The following is a 15,269-nucleotide window of genomic DNA, read 5'->3' as shown; positions in this document are numbered from 1 at the left end:
TCCACGGTGGACAACCCGTCCCGGGCGTCCACCGTGGAGAAGAGGCGATCAGCCCTTGACGACGAAGCTGACGATCTTAGGGGCTCTCACGACGACCTTCACGATCTCGCGGTCTCCGATGGAGCGGATCACGCGCTCATCCGCCCGGGCGAGCTCCTCGAGCTCGGACTCGCCGATCCGTGCCGGCACCTCGAGCTGCGCACGCACCTTGCCCCCCACCTGCACGACGGCGGTGACCGTGTCCTCGACCAGAAGCGCCGGGTCTGCGGAGCGCCACGTCACGAGGCCGACGGACGGCTCGTGACCGAGCATCTCCCACATCTCCTCCGCGGTGTGCGGCGCGATCAGGTCGAGCATCACGGCGATCGTCTCCGCAGCCTCACGCACGGCAGGATCTCCCGCACCGGCGGCACCATCGATCGTCTTGCGGGTGACGTTCACGAGCTCCATGAGCCGCGCGACCAGGACGTTGAACTTCGTCTGCTCGACGAGCGCCGGTGCCTCCGAGAGCAACTTGTGCGTGGCACGGCGAAGAGCCGCATCACCGCCGTCGAAGACCACGTCGACAGGGCTCGACACCTCGCCCGCGACGCGCATCGCGCGTGCCAAGAACTTCTGAGCGCCGGTCGTCGAGACGTCCGCCCAGTCCTTGTCGTCTTCCACGGGCCCGGCGAACGCCAGCCCGACACGCAGCGCGTCGGCGCCGTGGGCGTCGAGCTCCTCCTGGAAGAGCACGAGGTTGCCCTTGCTCTTGGACATCTTCTGCCCGTCGAGCAGCACCATGCCCTGGTTGATCAGGTTCGAGAAGGGCTCGGTGAAGTCGATCAGTCCCATGTCGAAGAGCACCTTCGTGATGAAGCGCGCGTACAGCAGGTGCAGGATCGCGTGCTCGACGCCGCCGATGTAGGAGTCGACCGGCGCCCAACGGGCCGCCTGCGCCGGATCGAACGCCACGGTGTCGCTGTTCGGCGAGAGGAAGCGCAGGAAGTACCACGAGCTGTCCACGAACGTGTCCATCGTGTCGGGGTCGCGCAGCACCGGATCGCCCGTCTGCGGGTCCGTCGTGCGGACCCAGCTCTCGGCACCGCCCAGCGGCGAGGTCCCCTTGGGCTTGAGGTCGAGCCCCTCGACGCTCGGCAGCTTCACGGGGAGCTTGTCCTCGGAAACCGGGATGATGCTCCCGTCCTCGGCGTGCAGCATCGGGATCGGTGTGCCCCAGAACCGCTGACGCGAGATCAGCCAGTCACGCAGACGGTAATTCTTGGCGGCACGACCGGTGCCCGAAGCCTCCAGCTGCTCGATCGCCCGCGCGATGGCATTGCGCTTGGACAGACCGTTCAGGGCGCCCGAGTTGATCATGCGGCCCTCGCCCGTGAGCGCGATGCCGGTGGCTGCGGGGCTCTGCTCCTCGAGCGCGGCACCGGTGTCGATCGGCACCCCGTCTTCATCGACCTCGATCACGGGCATCGCGCCGGTGACGGGAGCGGTCGTGTCGACGACGACCTTGACGGGGAGGTCGAACGCACGGGCGAAGTCCAGGTCGCGCTGATCGTGTGCCGGGACAGCCATGACCGCCCCGTGTCCGTAGTCGGCCAGCACGTAGTCCGCTGCCCACACCGGCAGCTTCTCGCCGTTGACCGGGTTGATCGCGTAGCGCTCGAGGAACACACCGGTCTTCGGACGGTCCGTGGACTGCCGATCGATGTCGGTTTCCTTCTGCACCTGCTCCAGGTACGTCTGGAAGCGCTCACGCACATCCTCGGAGGCGCCGGCAGCGAGCTCGGAGGCCAGGTCGGAGTCGGGTGCGACCACGAAGAACGTCGCGCCGTGCAGCGTGTCGGGGCGCGTCGAGAACACCGTGACCGGCTCCTCGCGACCCTCGATCAGGAAGTCGACGTCGGCCCCCACCGAGCGACCGATCCAGTTGCGCTGCATCTGCAGCACCTTGTGCGGCCAGAATCCCTCGAGCTGGTTCAGATCGTCGAGCAGACGGTCGGCGTAGTCGGTGATCCGGAAGTACCACTGCGTGAGCTTCTTCTTGACCACCTCGGCGCCACAGCGATCACAGCGTCCGTCGACGACCTGCTCGTTCGCCAGCACCGTCTGGTCGTTCGGGCACCAGTTGACCGGACTCTTCTTGCGATACGCCAGCCCGCGCTCGTACAGCTTCAAGAACAGCCACTGGTTCCAGCGGTAGTACTCGGGGTCGGAGGTGTGCAGCACGCGGCTCCAGTCGAACGAGACGCCGTACGCCTCGAAGCCCACCTTCTGCTGCGCGATGTTCTGATAGGTCCAGTCCCGAGGGTCGGCTCCCTGACGGATAGCGGCGTTCTCCGCGGGCAACCCGAACGAGTCCCAGCCGATCGGATTCAAGACGTTGTGCCCGCGGTGGCGCCAGAAGCGCGCCACGATGTCGGAGTAGAGGTAGTTCTCCGCGTGGCCCATGTGCAGGTCGCCGGACGGGTACGGGAACATCGCGAGCACGTACCGGCGCGGCCGGGTGTCGTCGTCGCCGCCCGTGAGGAACGTGCCGTTCTCCGCCCAGTACTTCTGCCACTTGTTCTGGATGGCGTGCGCCGACGGGGCCTCGTCGTCGGCAGGGGGGGTGGACAGGTTCTCAGACAACGAACGCACGACCAATCTGAAGGGAAAAGCGGGATCAGTTCAGGATATCGGAACGCCAGGACGCAGGCGTTTCCGCACCGAGGGCGGCGAGCGGCGCCCTCGCCTTGATCGCCACCTCGGCGACCTCGGCAGCGGCGACCGAACCCCAGGTGATTCCGCCGCCCGCACCGACCACCGCCTTCTCCCCGTCGAGGAGGATGCTGCGGATAACCATGGCGAGGTCGAGCACCCCGTCCGCGCCGATGTAGCCGAAGCACCCCGCGTACACTCCCCGCGCGCCGCCTTCGAGTTCATACAGCCTGGTCATCGCCGAGAGCTTTGGCGCTCCCGTCATGCTGCCGGCGGGGAAGGTCGCGTCGAGAAGGGCGCCGACCGTGGCCCCCGGCTCTGCCTTTCCGCTCACGGTGCTCACCAGCTGGTGCACGGCGGGATAGCTCTCGACCACCCAGAGCCCTTCCACGCGGATCGTCCCCGGCACGCACACCCGCGACAGGTCGTTACGCATGAGGTCGACGATCATGACGTTCTCCGCACGCTCCTTGCGGTCGCCGGCGAGTTCTGCGGCGAGCGCGGCGTCTTCGAGGGGATCGGCACTCCGGGGCCTCGTTCCCTTGATGGGGCGCGTCCGAATCACTCCCCCTTCTGCGTGGAGGAACTGTTCCGGACTGGCGCTCAGCAGCGTGTGGTCGCCGATGCGGACGAAACCGCCGTGGTGGGCGGGAGTCGCTCCTCGGAGGCGGTCGTACACGGCGACCGGGTCATGGGTGCCGGGAACGGTGAAGCGTGTGGTCAGGCACAGCTGGTAGGCGATGCCTGCGCGGATGAAGTCACGGCAGCGTTCGATGAGTGCGAGGTATTCGTGTGGGGTGTGCCTGGGCTCCGCCACGCGCGAGGCGGCAGCCACGCCCGCAAAGGATCCCTCACTGCCGGGACGCTCAACGGTTTCCGTCGCTGCGTGGACCTCGTCCGTCCAGAGCTCGAGGTCATCTGCGGAGGAGAGCGCCCAAGTGCGACGGCGTGCATGATCGAAGGCGACGACATGCGTGACGAGCAACCAGGACCCTCCTGGCGTCTCCTCCGACTGTGCGACCGGTGCGCCGGACGCCGATGCTCCGCTCTCGTAGTCGAGCCAGCCCACCCACCCCCCGGTGAACGGCGGTCGTGAGGGATCGGTGGAAGGGGCGTCGAGAGGCACGTCCCGCGGCAGGCTCGAACGCTTCCCCGTCCCGATGAAGCTCCAGCCTTCCGTCGCCCGCGCGCCGGCATCCAGCCAGAAGACGTCGATGCCCCGCGCCTCGATCATCCGAAACACGGATGACGGCTCCACCCAGGTGGGAAGCGGATGAGCACTCAGCGGTTCGGGCACCTTTCCAGCCTAGGACCGGGCTGCTCCCGTATCCTCATGGGGTGGACGACCTCCTGATCTGGCTCCTCGACACCGTGCAGTCGGTCGATCCGGTCGCTCGCACCCTGATCGCCGGACTCGCTGTCATGCTCGAGACGAGCATCCTGATCGGGCTCATCGTTCCCGGTGACACGATCGTGATCATCGCCTCGATGGGGGTGGCGACTCCCCTGGAGGGCATCGCGATGGGCGTCGCGGTCGTGATCGGCGCCTTGATCGGCGAGAGCATCGGGTTCTGGCTCGGGCGCTGGCTGGGACCCCATATCCGTGTGTCCTGGCTGGGACGACGGATCGGCGAGCACAACTGGGTGCGCGCCGAGAACTACCTCGAACGCCGCGGCGGCATCGCGATCTTCCTCTCGCGCTTCCTGCCCGTCCTGCATTCCCTGGTGCCCCTGACCGTCGGCATGAGCGAATACCCGTACCGCAAGTTCCTCGCCTGGACGGCCCCCGCGTGCGTCCTCTGGGCGACCGCCTACGTGAGCGTCACCTCCCTCGCGGCGGGCAGCTTCCGGGAACTCGTCGACCGCGTGCACTTCGCGGGGTACATCTTCGTCGGTGTGATCGCTGTGTTCCTGCTGCTGATCTACCTCGGCAAGAAGCTGCTGCAGCGGGCAGAGGCCCGTCACCTGAACGCTCCGGAGACAGAGGCCGACGCCGACGTGAAAGACTGAGGCAATGGCATCCGCTCCCCCGGCGCCCCGGATCCACTGGTTCGCCCGACTCGAACACCGCCTGCATGTCTGGCGTGAAGGTCGCGCGCGCCGTCGTGGCCGCGTCGCGACGATCCTCCCGTTCCCCGGATACGGGGGTCCCGGCTGGGTGCGTGTCGTGGGCCGTGTGCTGATCGTCCCCCCGCAGCGCCGCACACGGGACGGGGAGCCTGCGAGTGTCCGCGGCTGGCGCAGCTTCGTCGGCATCCCGGTGGGTTTCGCCGCGGTGACCGTGCAGATCGGCGACTCCACGCACCAGGTCGTCGCCGATCGTGGCGGGGTGGTCGATTCGACGATCCACGTCGACCTGGAGCCGGGCTGGCAGACGTTCACGTTCTCCGTGGAGGGACAGGAGCCCGTGGAGGCACGAGCCTTCGTCGTCGCCGAGGGCACCAGGTTCGGCGTCGTGTCCGATGTCGACGACACCGTGATGGTGACGGCCCTGCCTCGTCCCTTCATCGCTTTCTGGAACTCCTTCGTGCTCGACGAACACGCGCGCCTCCCCGTGCCGGGGATGGCCGTGCTGCTCGACCAGCTGCTGCGACAGCATCCGGGTGCCCCGATGGTGTACCTCTCCACCGGCGCGTGGAACGTCGCCCCGACGCTGTGGCGCTTCCTCGGCCGCCATCTCTTCCCCGCGGGTTCCATGCTCCTCACCGACTGGGGACCGACGCACGAGCGCTGGTTCCGCAGCGGACGCGAGCACAAGCTCACCAACCTGCGACGTCTCGCGACGGAGTTCCCCGATGTCAAGTGGCTCCTGATCGGAGACGACGGACAGCACGACGAGGCCATCTACTCGCAGTTCATGGACGAACATCCCGATTCCGTCGCCGGGGTGGCCATCCGTCGCCTTCTTCCCGCCGAGGCGGTCCTGGCCGGTGGCCGCGCCGGCCGCGAGCCCCATTCCGAAGACGTCGCCCCCTGGGTGAGCGCCGAAGACGGCGCCGGGCTGCGCGATCTGCTCGGCGAGGCCGGCATCCTGCACTGACATGTCCCTCGCCCGTCAGGACTGGCTGCTCCGTGAAAAGGCGCATCGCGACCGCGCGGATGCCCTCACCGCTGCTCACCGGGATCGTGCGACCAGGGCCGAGAAGCACCCGGTCTGGGACTTCCTGTTCACGTATTACTCCTACAAGCCCGCACAGCTGCGTCGCTGGCATCCCGGAGCGGGTGTCGAGTTGGCCGACGCCGTCGAACGCCTCGACTGGCGCTGGTACTCCCCCGGACTGTCTGCGGGGAGCGCCGTGCCCGATGCCGCCACTTTCGGCAAGGAGAAAGCGGAGCTGGCGGCTCTCGTCGAGAAGATGCTCCGCCGCACGGCATCGCGTCCCGGGCAGTTCGGCTGCTTCGGTCTGCACGAGTGGGCGATGGTGTATCGCGCCGAGGAGCACCGCCACGCGGTTCCGCTGCGGCTGGGGCAGGCCGGGACGGATGCCGTGGTCGAGAATCACGACCTCCGCTGTACCCATTTCGACGCCTTCCGCTTCTTCACTCCCGAAGCGGTCCCCCGAAATCGAATCTCGTTGAGCCGCGACGAGCAGCCTCTGTTCGAGCAGCCCGGCTGTCTGCACGCGGGCATGGACCTGTACAAGTGGGCGACGAAGCTCGGTCCCCTGATCCCCGGCGAACTGCTCCTGGATTCGTTCGAGCTCGCGCGCGACATCCGACTCCTCGACATGCAAGCGGCACCGTACGATCTCTCCGCGTGGGATGTGGTTCCCGTGCCCATCGAGACACCCGAGGGAAAAGCAGAGTATGTGCGCAGGCAGCGAGTCTTCGCCGAGCGTGGCGCCGCCCTCCGCACCGCGCTGCTGAACGCCTGGCTCGGCGACGGAGCACGCGAGGCCGCCTGAGCACCGGTCAGCCCGCCGGCGTGCAATCGTCGCAGACCGCCCACGGTGCCGCGGCCGCAGCGAGCTCCAGCCGCAGTGCGACGACGCGCGTCGCCGCCTCTTCGAGTCGCTCCGCCGGCAGAGTGCCCTCCTCCACCGCCGCGGCGATGCCCGCCGCCATCGCGCCCGCCGTACTCGCATCGGAACCGGCGATCATCAGCACGAGGTCGTTGCCTGCCGCGATCGCGGCCACTCCGTTCGCGACCGGATCTGCATAGGCGGGATCGCCGGATGACAACAGCATTCCGAGATCATCCGTCACCGCGACCCCGTCGAAGCCGAGCTCCTCCCTGGCGATCTCATGCCACTTCGCGGAAAGCGACGCCGGCGATGTGTCGACGGCCGTGTAGGCGAGGTGGCCGTACATCAGGAGGGATGCCCCGGCGTCGATCCCCGCCGCGAAGGGCACCGCCTCGGTCTCGCGCCACTGGTCGAGTCCCATCGTCGTGCTCGGGATCACATGATGCGAGTCGCCGGGCGCTGCACCGTGTCCGGGGAAGTGTTTGAGGGTGGAGGCGACGAACTGCTCCTGGGCGGTGGTCGCGGCGGACACCCGGTCGGCGGCGCTCGCCGGGTCGGTGCCGAGGGCACGTCCGTAGATGAAGGTCCCGGGATCTGCGGTGACGTCGGCGACAGTTCCGAAGTTCACCGTGATCCCCGCGCGCCCGACCAGCGAACCGCGGGCGGTGAACGCCGAGGTCGTCTCGGCGACCGGGAGGTGCTTCAACGACGAGGACGCCGGGTAGTCATCACCGTGCAGGCGCGACACGATGCCACCTTCCTGGTCGACCGCGATCAGCGGAGGCAGCTCGGGATCCACCGTCAGGGCGGTGGTCAGACTCTGCAGTTCGCCCTCGGTCGCCGGAATGTTGGCACCCATGAGGATGAACCCGCCGAGGCCGGACTCCATGTACGAACGGAGCATCGCCGGATCCGTCCCTGCCACATGCCCCATGACCACGGTGGATGCCTGCTCCGCCACCGACATCCCTCGCACGAGCGCGGTCGCATGGGCGGTCGAGTCACCGGGCTCGGCAGCTGTTGCGGCGACGGTCGGAGTCGTCGTCGGCACAGCGCTCGACGCCGCAGCCGCCGGTGAGACGCAGAGAAATGTGGTCGCGACGATTGCGAGGGCACCGGCGGCCCATCGGCGGGGTCGGGACATGGTGACGTCTCCGCGGCGCCGCCGTGTCAGCAGCCGAGCGCGTCGGCGATGGGCACCGCCGACGCCGGGTCGCCGTTGCCGAAGCGGATCGTCCGCCCGATCGTGCACGGCCCGTGCAGCGACGCGGCGATGACGGCGGCCACATCGGCTCGAGACACCGCACCCCGCCCCGTGGGGTCGATCTGGATCCGTGAGGTCGGTCCGTCGAAGGTGAGCGCGCCCGGTGCGAGGATCGTGCCCTCGAGCCCGCTCGCGCGCAGGTGTTCGTCCGCAGCCCACTTGGCATCGGCGTAGGGGAAGAAGGAGTCGTCCTCGGGAACGCCGTGGTCCGCCGTCGACCCGAGCCACGAGACCATCACATAGCGCCGCACGCCGGCCCGCTCCGCCGCGTTCATGGAGCGCTTCGCGGCATCGCGATCGACCGCGTAGGTGCGCTCCGGGGATCCGCCCCCGGCACCGGCGGACCAGACGACCGCGTCGTGACCGCGGATGATCTCGGCGAGTGCCTCGACGTCCATACTCTCGACATCGGCGACCAGCGCCTTCGCGCCGACGGCTTCGACGTCGGCGACATGGGCCGGGTTGCGGATCACCCCCGTCACCTCATCGCCTCGCTCGACGAGCAAGGGAGCGAGCAGGAGGGCGATACGGCCGTGGCCGCCGAACACGAGGATGCGTGACATGCCCTCACCCTACGCGCCTGAGCTGACGTCGGCTCGGTCCGGAATCGCCGTCCCCGCGATGAGTGCGAGTACTCGCTCCGTCTCGGCGGCATTCCCCACAGTGATTCGGATGCCGGTTCCCAACCGCCGAATCGAGATCGCAGCCTGAGCTGCCCGCGCTTCGAACGCCTCTGCGTCGCGAGCATCGAACCAGACGAAGTTCGACTGGGATTCCAGAGGAGCTTCCCCTACCGCTAACAGCGCGGCGTGGATCGCGCGTCGCCCCTCGCGAACTTCCGCCACGTGCTCGGCAAGACCCTCGGCGTCTTCGAGAGCGAGCACCGCCGCACGCTCAGCGAGCGCTGTGACTGCGAACGTCGGTCGGATCCGCCACATCGCGTCAGCAAGCAACGTCGAGACCATCGCGTAGCCGACGCGCAGACCTGCAAGTCCGAAGGCCTTCGAGAAGGTGCGCAGTACTGCGACGTTCTGGTGCGCTTTGAAGGCCGCAAGCCCGTCGAGAGCGGAGGGATCTTCCACGTACTCGGTGTAGGCCTCGTCGATGACGATGAGCACCTCCGGGGGGACACGACCAACGAAGCGAGCGAACTCCTCCTGCCCGATGACGCCACCAGTCGGATTGTTCGGGGTACACAAGAACACTGCTCTCGTGCGATCCGTGATCGCCTCGGCCATGGCATCGAGGTCGTTCGCCCCGCTGTCCGTCAGCGGAACGGGAACACCCGCCGCCCCGGCGACGGACACCAGTATCGGGTATGCCTCAAACGACCGCCACGGATACACCACCTCCGGTGGTCCAGGCACCGTTTCGTCGCGCCCGTACCCCCGCCATCGCGGAATAAGAGCATCAAGGAGCAAGCGCAGGGCTCCGAGACTGCCGCTCTCGGTCACGATCTGTTCGGCCGGTACACCGAGCCGTGAAGCGAGGGCCGAACGCAGTTCGGCGTTGACGGGATCCGGGTAGCGGTTGAATCTGACCTCTTCGAGCAGTCGCGCTCGCAGCCCGATGCTCGGTTCCATGCTTCGTTCGTTCGATGAGAGTTTCACGGGGTCGAGACCCGGCACCGCTGTCGCAGGCTTGCCCGCACGATACTCGGGCAGGTCGGAGATCTCGGGGCGGGGCGTTGGTTCGCCGATGGCGCTGGTCATGGTGGCTCCTCAAGTGGGGGTCGAGCATCCGAGGGAATGCGAATTCCGACGCTCAGTCGTCAGCGCCTGTGATCAGCTCGTCCGGTACGTACTGGGTACGTTTCGCGAGTGGGTAGTAGACCGCTGCGGTGACGACGATCGCGACGATCCAAGAGACGTCAGCCCCACCCATCGCGTTCGCAAGGGGGCCGGTGTAGAGCGCCTGATTCATGAACGGCATCTGTACGGCGACGCCGAGGAAATAGCATCCGATGGCAACCCAATTGAAGGCGCGGTAGGGACCACTCGAATCGTAGAGAGCGGGGATATTGACACGCTCTTTGGAGATCAGGTAATAGTCGACGAGGTTGATGACACTCCACGGCACGAACACCGAGAGGAGCGCCAGCACGAAATTCCTGAAGGCACCGAGGAATCCGACTTCATTAGCGAGGATCGCGAAGACGACGGCGAGCACGGTGAAACTCACGATGATTCCCGTGCGCACCGATTGCGAAACACGACGCTGCTTTGTCCACGCGGTGAAAATCGTAAGAATGCACATGAACCCGCCATACGCATTCAGGGAGTTCACCGAGAGCTTGTTCACCACGATGACCACATACATGATGATCGCGATGAGACCGCCTCCGGCGATTTCACCGAGTGTGCCGACCTGGCTGTTGAGGAAGACTCCAGCTCCCACCGAGCCTGCGATCAGCACGCCGAGCGTCATTGCGAGCTGAGCTCCGATGACGGAACCGAGGAAGGTCGTCCAGAACGTCGAAGCCACGGTCGTCTTGCTCGGTAGGTAGCGGGAGTAGTCGGCGACGTAGGGTGCGAACGTCATCTGCCAGCCCGCAGCAAGCGCGACGGCGAGCATGAACGATGCACCGCTGAAATCGACTTGACCGAAGGCGCTGGACACGTCATATCCCAGAAAGAGTCGTATGGCGACGTAGCCGAAACCTACCGCGCCGATCACGGCAGCGATTCGCCCGATCACGTGGATCAGCTTGTATCCGACGACCGCCACGACCGTCGTGAGAGCACCGAAGACGAGCATGCCGATCATCGGGATCTCGAGCCCGAAGATCAGGTTTATCGCTTGCCCGCACAGCACGATGCTCGTGGCCTGGAAGCCCAGATACATCAAAATGGTGAGGAAGAGCGGAAGCGCAGCCCCCTTCACGCCGAACTGAACACGACTCGAGATCATCTGCGGAACCCCGAGACGTGGCCCTTGTGCGGAATGCAGGGCCATTGTGATGCCGCCGATGACGTTTCCGAGGAATAGTCCGATGATCGCGGCCAGGGCTTCGGTTCCGAATGTGACAGCGAGCGCCCCGTCCACGATCGCGGTGATCTGCATATTCACGCCGAACCACAGGCTGAATTGGTTGCTTGGGTTGCCGTGTCTTTCGCTCTCGGGAACTCGTTCGATCGTTCTGATCTCGCGAGTCATGATCCCCGCAGGGGGCGTTGTCGTCGTGCTGATTTCGGTCACCATTGCCCGTACCTCCGCCTGATTCAGTACAGCCAGACCACACCTTTTTGTGTGACCCGCGCTCCATTTGCTGCAGTATTGCCCACTGCCTGCGACAAATGTCCGATGAGTCACGCGAGATGTCTGGTATCTCAGACGTTCAGGTTTTCGGGGTTCCAGCCCGAGGAGGTGCTCAACCGGTGGTGACGCGGGCGTTCGACGATCGCAGTGCTCGCTGGACACCCTTCGCGGCCGAGCGACCGGCACGGTTCGCACCGATCGTGCTCGCCGAGGGGCCGTAGCCGACCAGCTGCACGCGGGGATCGACGACAGCGGTCGTGCCTCGCCCGTTCCGGTCGAGCTGGATACCTCCGGCCGCGCTGCGCAGGTGGAGAGGAGCCAGATGAGTGATCGCGGGGCGGAACCCCGTGGCCCACAGGATGACGTCAACCCGCTCGAAACTCCCGTCCGCCCAGCGCACACCGTCGGGTTCGATCCGCTCGAACAGGGGGCGTCGGTCGGCATACGCTCCGAGACGCTCCGCCTCGCGCTCCTGCGGGCGCAGCATGAGCCCGGTGACGCTGACCACGCTCTGCGGAGGAAGCCCGGCCGCGACGCGCTGCTCGACGAGGGCGACCGCTGCGGCCCCCGCCTCGGGGGTGAAGTCGTCGTCCCGCCAGACCGGCTCCCGGCGGGTGACCCACAGGGTCTCGGTGATCGGCGCGAGCGCTCCGAGGAACTGCACGGCGGACGCTCCTCCCCCGACCACGAGCACACGTTTGCCGATGAAGTGCTCCGGCCCCGGATAGTCCACGGTGTGCAGCTGCTCTCCGACGAACGTCTCCATGCCGGGGAAGTGCGGCAGGAACGGGTGCGACCAGGTACCGGTCGCATTCACGAGCGTGCGGCTCGTCCACTCCCCCTCCCGGGCTCGCACGACGAGCACTCCATCCTGGTCTTCCACGCGCTCGACGTGCACCGGGCGGAGCACGGGAAGCGCATGGGTCTTCTCGTATCGGGCGAAGGAGGCGGGCACGGCCTCGTTGGCGCGTGCACCGTCACGCGGCGGCGGAGTGTCGCCCGGAAGCTCCGCGACACCGTGAACGTCACGCATCGTCAGCGCGTCCCATCGGTGCTGCCACGCGCCGCCGGGCCGCTCGTCGGCGTCGAGGACCACGTGCGAGATCCCGAGGCGCGAGAGGTGGAACGATGCCGAGAGACCGGCCTGCCCTGCGCCTATCACCAGACTGTCGAGGATACTCACGCCCACTTCAACGTCTCGGCCGGTGCGCTTGTTCCTGCACACTCCTGCCGCACACGAGGACGCGCCCGGGATGCTCACCCGGATTGGTGCTCGCGTCGATTCGTGTAGTACTCTTTTCAAGTTGCTCCGGCTGGTTCGGAACAGCGTCTGGGCCTGTGGCGCAGCTGGTAGCGCACCTGCATGGCATGCAGGGGGTCAGGGGTTCGAGTCCCCTCAGGTCCACCGAAAAGCCCCCGGTTCTCCGGGGGCTTCTTCCGTTCTCGGAACAGTCCTAGCGCGCGTCCTCACGACCGTCAACCCGGTTCAGCGCGTGCACGGTCCGTCGTATCGTCGACACATCTCGACGAAAGGATGCGATCATGTCGAACCCGATCATTCCCCCGATTCCTCCGATCCCCCACGACGAGGACCGCGAGGGCGCGCCCACCCAGGAAGTCGACGGTGAGCGCGTCCTCGACCCGGACGTGGATGACGCGCTCATCGACAGCGCCGAGGCCGACCGCGTCGCCGCCGGAGCCGACGACGCCGACGACACCGAGGTCTGAAACCGAGGTCTGAAACCGACGGTGTCGACGCGACCCGATCGGAGCCTTTAGGTCGCCAGCAGCGGCGGCTGACCGGGGATGGAGATCGGCCGTGTCGCTCGATTCGAGTCGCCCAACCGTTCGACGTCCTCGAGCACCTCGAACACCGTCCCGTAGCGTGTCGCGAGCGGCAGATCGCGCAACCACGTGACCTCGACTTCGGTCTCGGCGAGTTCGTACACGCACGCCACCACGTGACGCGGATCGTTCGGCGAGTAGCGAAGGTCGTTGATCACCCACTCCGACGCCGTGATGCGGTTGAGCATGAAACGCGGATCCGGCAGTTCAGACATGTAGGCCCTCCAGGACTTCCTCTCTGAAGAGAGTGCGCCACACAAGCGTGGCGCGGAAGCCCCTTGACACCACGCGCCGAGGGTGCCGTCGGCCTATGACCCGGACTCGGCAGACCCCGCCGAGGCGACCTGAGCCCGCCACCACGGCGTCTCGATGAAACCGCGCTTCATGAAGACCAGCTCCATCGCCGCGTTCCAGCCTCTGACGCCCTTGAGGTGCGCGATGGTTCCGGTGAGGAAGTCGTGCAGCGTCTCGGTGCTCGGCAGGATGATCTCGCAGTAGAGCGAGTTCTCCTCGAGCGCGGCCGCGAGGAATCGCACGGACACGTGCTGCGCCAGAGTCTGCGCCACGGAAGCGATCCGCGACGGCTCGACCCGCAGGATCAGCAGGGTCTCCGCGCTCATGCCCAACGCCGACGCCGGCACCATGGTCACCGTGGTCAGGCACCCGGCGTTGCGCATGCGCTCATAGCGACGGCGCACACTGCTCTCGTTCATGTCGAGCGTGTCGCCGATCGACTGGAACGACGCGCGTCCGTTGTGGCGAAGCTCCTCCACGATGGCTCGATCGGCATCGTCGAAGTGCGTGGGATCGCACGTGTTCGGCGCCGGCATGTACGACTGCGGATCGCTCGCGGCTTCGGCATGCGCGTCATAGAGCTGTCGCCCCCAGTCGAAGCTCACCTTGTAGGTGTGCACGACCAGGTCGCTTCGCCAGCGTTCGACTCCCGGGATGGCCTGCAGATCCGTGAGCACGTGTGCATAGGTCGCCGAGTCGCCGGGGATGACGACCTCCGCGAAGACGTCGAACTTTCCGGTGACCAGGGTCACGAACCGCACGTACGGCGAGCCGATCAGCGCCTGCGCGACGGTCAGCTGCGATCCGGGCGTGCAATTGATCCGCACGAAGAAGGTCTCGACGTGCCCTTCGCTGCCCAGGGTCGGCACGATGCCCACCCGGACCAGCCCTTCGGCGAGCAGTTGCTGTCCGCGACGGGTCACAGTGGAGACGGGGGCCCCCGCGAACTCCGCGATCGACGTCCAGCTCGCCCGGCCGTCCTGCTGCAGAGCGACGACGATCCGTCGATCGAGATCGCTCACTTCCCTCGTCAGGTGAACGCTGCTCATCGGGTCGGCGGGTACACCCGGTGCAGGAACGAGCGCACGGTCTTCGTCCACGCCTCTGCCTCCTCGATCTGCGGGGAGTGCCCCGATTTCTCGAACACCACCATCTCGGAGTCCGGGATGAGATCGGCGATCGTCTGGCTACACGATACTGGCGTGATCCAGTCCGTCCGCCCCACCGTGATGAGTGTCGGCACACCGATCTCCGGCAGCCGCGGCTTGAGATCGTAGTTCGGGAGGTTCACCGAGAAGGCGTAGTTGTGCGCGCGATAGCGATACGGCGTCGCCTGCACTTTGCGTTCGGTGGCCTCCGGGTCGTAGACGAAGTCGTACAACGGGAGGATCTCGCGCCAGCAGTCCTTCAGGTCCTCGTCGTCGTACACCTGCCCGACGTCGATGCGGTCGAACTTCTCCATGTCGATCGTGACGCGGTCAGAGGCCAAGGCGTTCTCGCGCGCGAGGTGCGCGTTGGAGTTGTCGGGCGACGTGTCGCGCAGCACGATCGCGGCCACGCGCTCCGGATACCGCAGGGCGTATTCCATCGCCATGAACCCACCGTAGGAGCCACCCGCCATCACGATCTTCTCGGCACCGATCCACTCCCGCAGCCCGTCGATGTCCGCAGCCCACTGTTCATGGCTGTAGATCCCCTCGCCCTCGCTCACCCCGCTGCCGCGTGCATCGAACACCACGACGCGGTACTCGTCGGCGAGGCGGCCGAAGCTGGCGCGCGGTTCGGCGCGCGACCCGAGCCCCGGTGCGCCGTGATGGGTGATGATGACCGGCGCACCCTCAGGGCCGAGTACCTCGACGGCCAGGTGGTTTCCGTTGATCTCGACCCATTCGTGGTCACTGGTGGCTGCGGCGAACTCCGGGGACACCGGCGGGGTGGTCGTCATGGTT

Annotated in this window: 14 protein-coding genes and 1 tRNA gene; 5 read left to right on the top strand and 10 right to left on the bottom strand. The window is 66.8% G+C overall.

Going from position 1 to position 15,269, the window contains the following annotated elements; genetic code table 11:
• Positions 1 to 48: 48 nt before the first annotated feature.
• Both leuS and LVJ59_RS01020 read right to left on the bottom strand, forming a co-directional pair.
• Positions 49 to 2,625, bottom strand: a complete 2,577-nt coding sequence (gene leuS / locus LVJ59_RS01025) for a leucine--tRNA ligase (RefSeq protein ID WP_232763128.1) — start codon at positions 2,623 to 2,625, stop codon at positions 49 to 51.
• A gap of 34 nt (positions 2,626 to 2,659) precedes the next feature.
• Positions 2,660 to 3,991, bottom strand: a complete 1,332-nt coding sequence (locus LVJ59_RS01020) for an anthranilate synthase component I family protein (protein WP_232761703.1) — start codon at positions 3,989 to 3,991, stop codon at positions 2,660 to 2,662.
• Positions 3,992 to 4,032: 41 nt separating this feature from the next.
• Between LVJ59_RS01020 and LVJ59_RS01015 the strand changes: the two genes are divergently transcribed.
• The 3 genes from LVJ59_RS01015 to LVJ59_RS01005 are packed head-to-tail and all read left to right on the top strand — an operon-like array spanning position 4,033 to position 6,599.
• On the top strand, positions 4,033 to 4,704 hold the full coding sequence (locus LVJ59_RS01015) for a DedA family protein (RefSeq protein WP_232761702.1): 672 nt from the start codon (positions 4,033 to 4,035) through the stop codon (positions 4,702 to 4,704).
• Positions 4,705 to 4,708: 4 nt separating this feature from the next.
• Positions 4,709 to 5,734 (top strand): App1 family protein, encoded by a 1,026-nt coding sequence (locus LVJ59_RS01010; RefSeq protein ID WP_134351417.1) that lies wholly within the window; start codon positions 4,709 to 4,711, stop codon positions 5,732 to 5,734.
• Between the two features lies 1 nt (position 5,735).
• Positions 5,736 to 6,599: a 3-methyladenine DNA glycosylase gene (locus LVJ59_RS01005; protein ID WP_232761701.1), complete on the top strand. Its 864-nt coding sequence runs from the start codon at positions 5,736 to 5,738 to the stop codon at positions 6,597 to 6,599.
• 7 nt (positions 6,600 to 6,606) lie between these two features.
• On the opposite strand, the gene LVJ59_RS01000 is transcribed toward LVJ59_RS01005, so the two are convergent.
• The 5 genes from LVJ59_RS01000 to LVJ59_RS00980 all read right to left on the bottom strand — a co-directional run bounded on the left by LVJ59_RS01000 (position 6,607) and on the right by LVJ59_RS00980 (position 12,364).
• Complete coding sequence (locus LVJ59_RS01000) at positions 6,607 to 7,803, bottom strand: glycoside hydrolase family 3 N-terminal domain-containing protein (RefSeq protein WP_232761700.1); 1,197 nt, start codon at positions 7,801 to 7,803, stop codon at positions 6,607 to 6,609.
• A gap of 26 nt (positions 7,804 to 7,829) precedes the next feature.
• Positions 7,830 to 8,486, bottom strand: a complete 657-nt coding sequence (locus LVJ59_RS00995; protein ID WP_232761699.1) for an SDR family oxidoreductase — start codon at positions 8,484 to 8,486, stop codon at positions 7,830 to 7,832.
• A gap of 9 nt (positions 8,487 to 8,495) precedes the next feature.
• Positions 8,496 to 9,551, bottom strand: a complete 1,056-nt coding sequence (locus tag LVJ59_RS00990) for an aminotransferase class I/II-fold pyridoxal phosphate-dependent enzyme (RefSeq protein ID WP_232761698.1) — start codon at positions 9,549 to 9,551, stop codon at positions 8,496 to 8,498.
• 136 nt (positions 9,552 to 9,687) lie between these two features.
• Positions 9,688 to 11,124, bottom strand: a complete 1,437-nt coding sequence (locus LVJ59_RS00985) for a cytosine permease (RefSeq protein WP_232761697.1) — start codon at positions 11,122 to 11,124, stop codon at positions 9,688 to 9,690.
• 169 nt (positions 11,125 to 11,293) lie between these two features.
• On the bottom strand, positions 11,294 to 12,364 hold the full coding sequence (locus tag LVJ59_RS00980) for an NAD(P)-binding domain-containing protein (protein ID WP_232761696.1): 1,071 nt from the start codon (positions 12,362 to 12,364) through the stop codon (positions 11,294 to 11,296).
• 149 nt (positions 12,365 to 12,513) lie between these two features.
• Here LVJ59_RS00980 and LVJ59_RS00975 point away from each other — a divergent pair.
• Together LVJ59_RS00975 and LVJ59_RS00970 are read left to right on the top strand one after the other, a co-directional pair.
• Positions 12,514 to 12,586: transfer RNA gene (locus LVJ59_RS00975), tRNA-Ala, on the top strand.
• Between the two features lie 137 nt (positions 12,587 to 12,723).
• On the top strand, positions 12,724 to 12,909 hold the full coding sequence (locus LVJ59_RS00970) for a hypothetical protein (protein WP_232761695.1): 186 nt from the start codon (positions 12,724 to 12,726) through the stop codon (positions 12,907 to 12,909).
• A gap of 47 nt (positions 12,910 to 12,956) precedes the next feature.
• Here LVJ59_RS00970 and LVJ59_RS00965 read toward each other — a convergent pair whose 3' ends face one another.
• The 3 genes from LVJ59_RS00965 to LVJ59_RS00955 all read right to left on the bottom strand — a co-directional run bounded on the left by LVJ59_RS00965 (position 12,957) and on the right by LVJ59_RS00955 (position 15,265).
• Entirely contained in the window at positions 12,957 to 13,241 is a 285-nt protein-coding gene (locus LVJ59_RS00965) for a hypothetical protein (protein WP_047519894.1), read from the bottom strand.
• A gap of 93 nt (positions 13,242 to 13,334) precedes the next feature.
• Positions 13,335 to 14,342 (bottom strand): Lrp/AsnC family transcriptional regulator, encoded by a 1,008-nt coding sequence (locus tag LVJ59_RS00960; RefSeq protein ID WP_232761694.1) that lies wholly within the window; start codon positions 14,340 to 14,342, stop codon positions 13,335 to 13,337.
• Between the two features lie 23 nt (positions 14,343 to 14,365).
• Positions 14,366 to 15,265 (bottom strand): alpha/beta fold hydrolase, encoded by a 900-nt coding sequence (locus LVJ59_RS00955; RefSeq protein ID WP_232761693.1) that lies wholly within the window; start codon positions 15,263 to 15,265, stop codon positions 14,366 to 14,368.
• Between the last annotated feature and the right edge of the window lie 4 nt (positions 15,266 to 15,269).

Source organism: Microbacterium sp. KKR3/1, assembly GCF_021272365.1.
Taxonomy (GTDB): domain Bacteria; phylum Actinomycetota; class Actinomycetes; order Actinomycetales; family Microbacteriaceae; genus Microbacterium; species Microbacterium aurugineum.
This window is presented reverse-complemented; position numbering and strand designations above follow the sequence as displayed.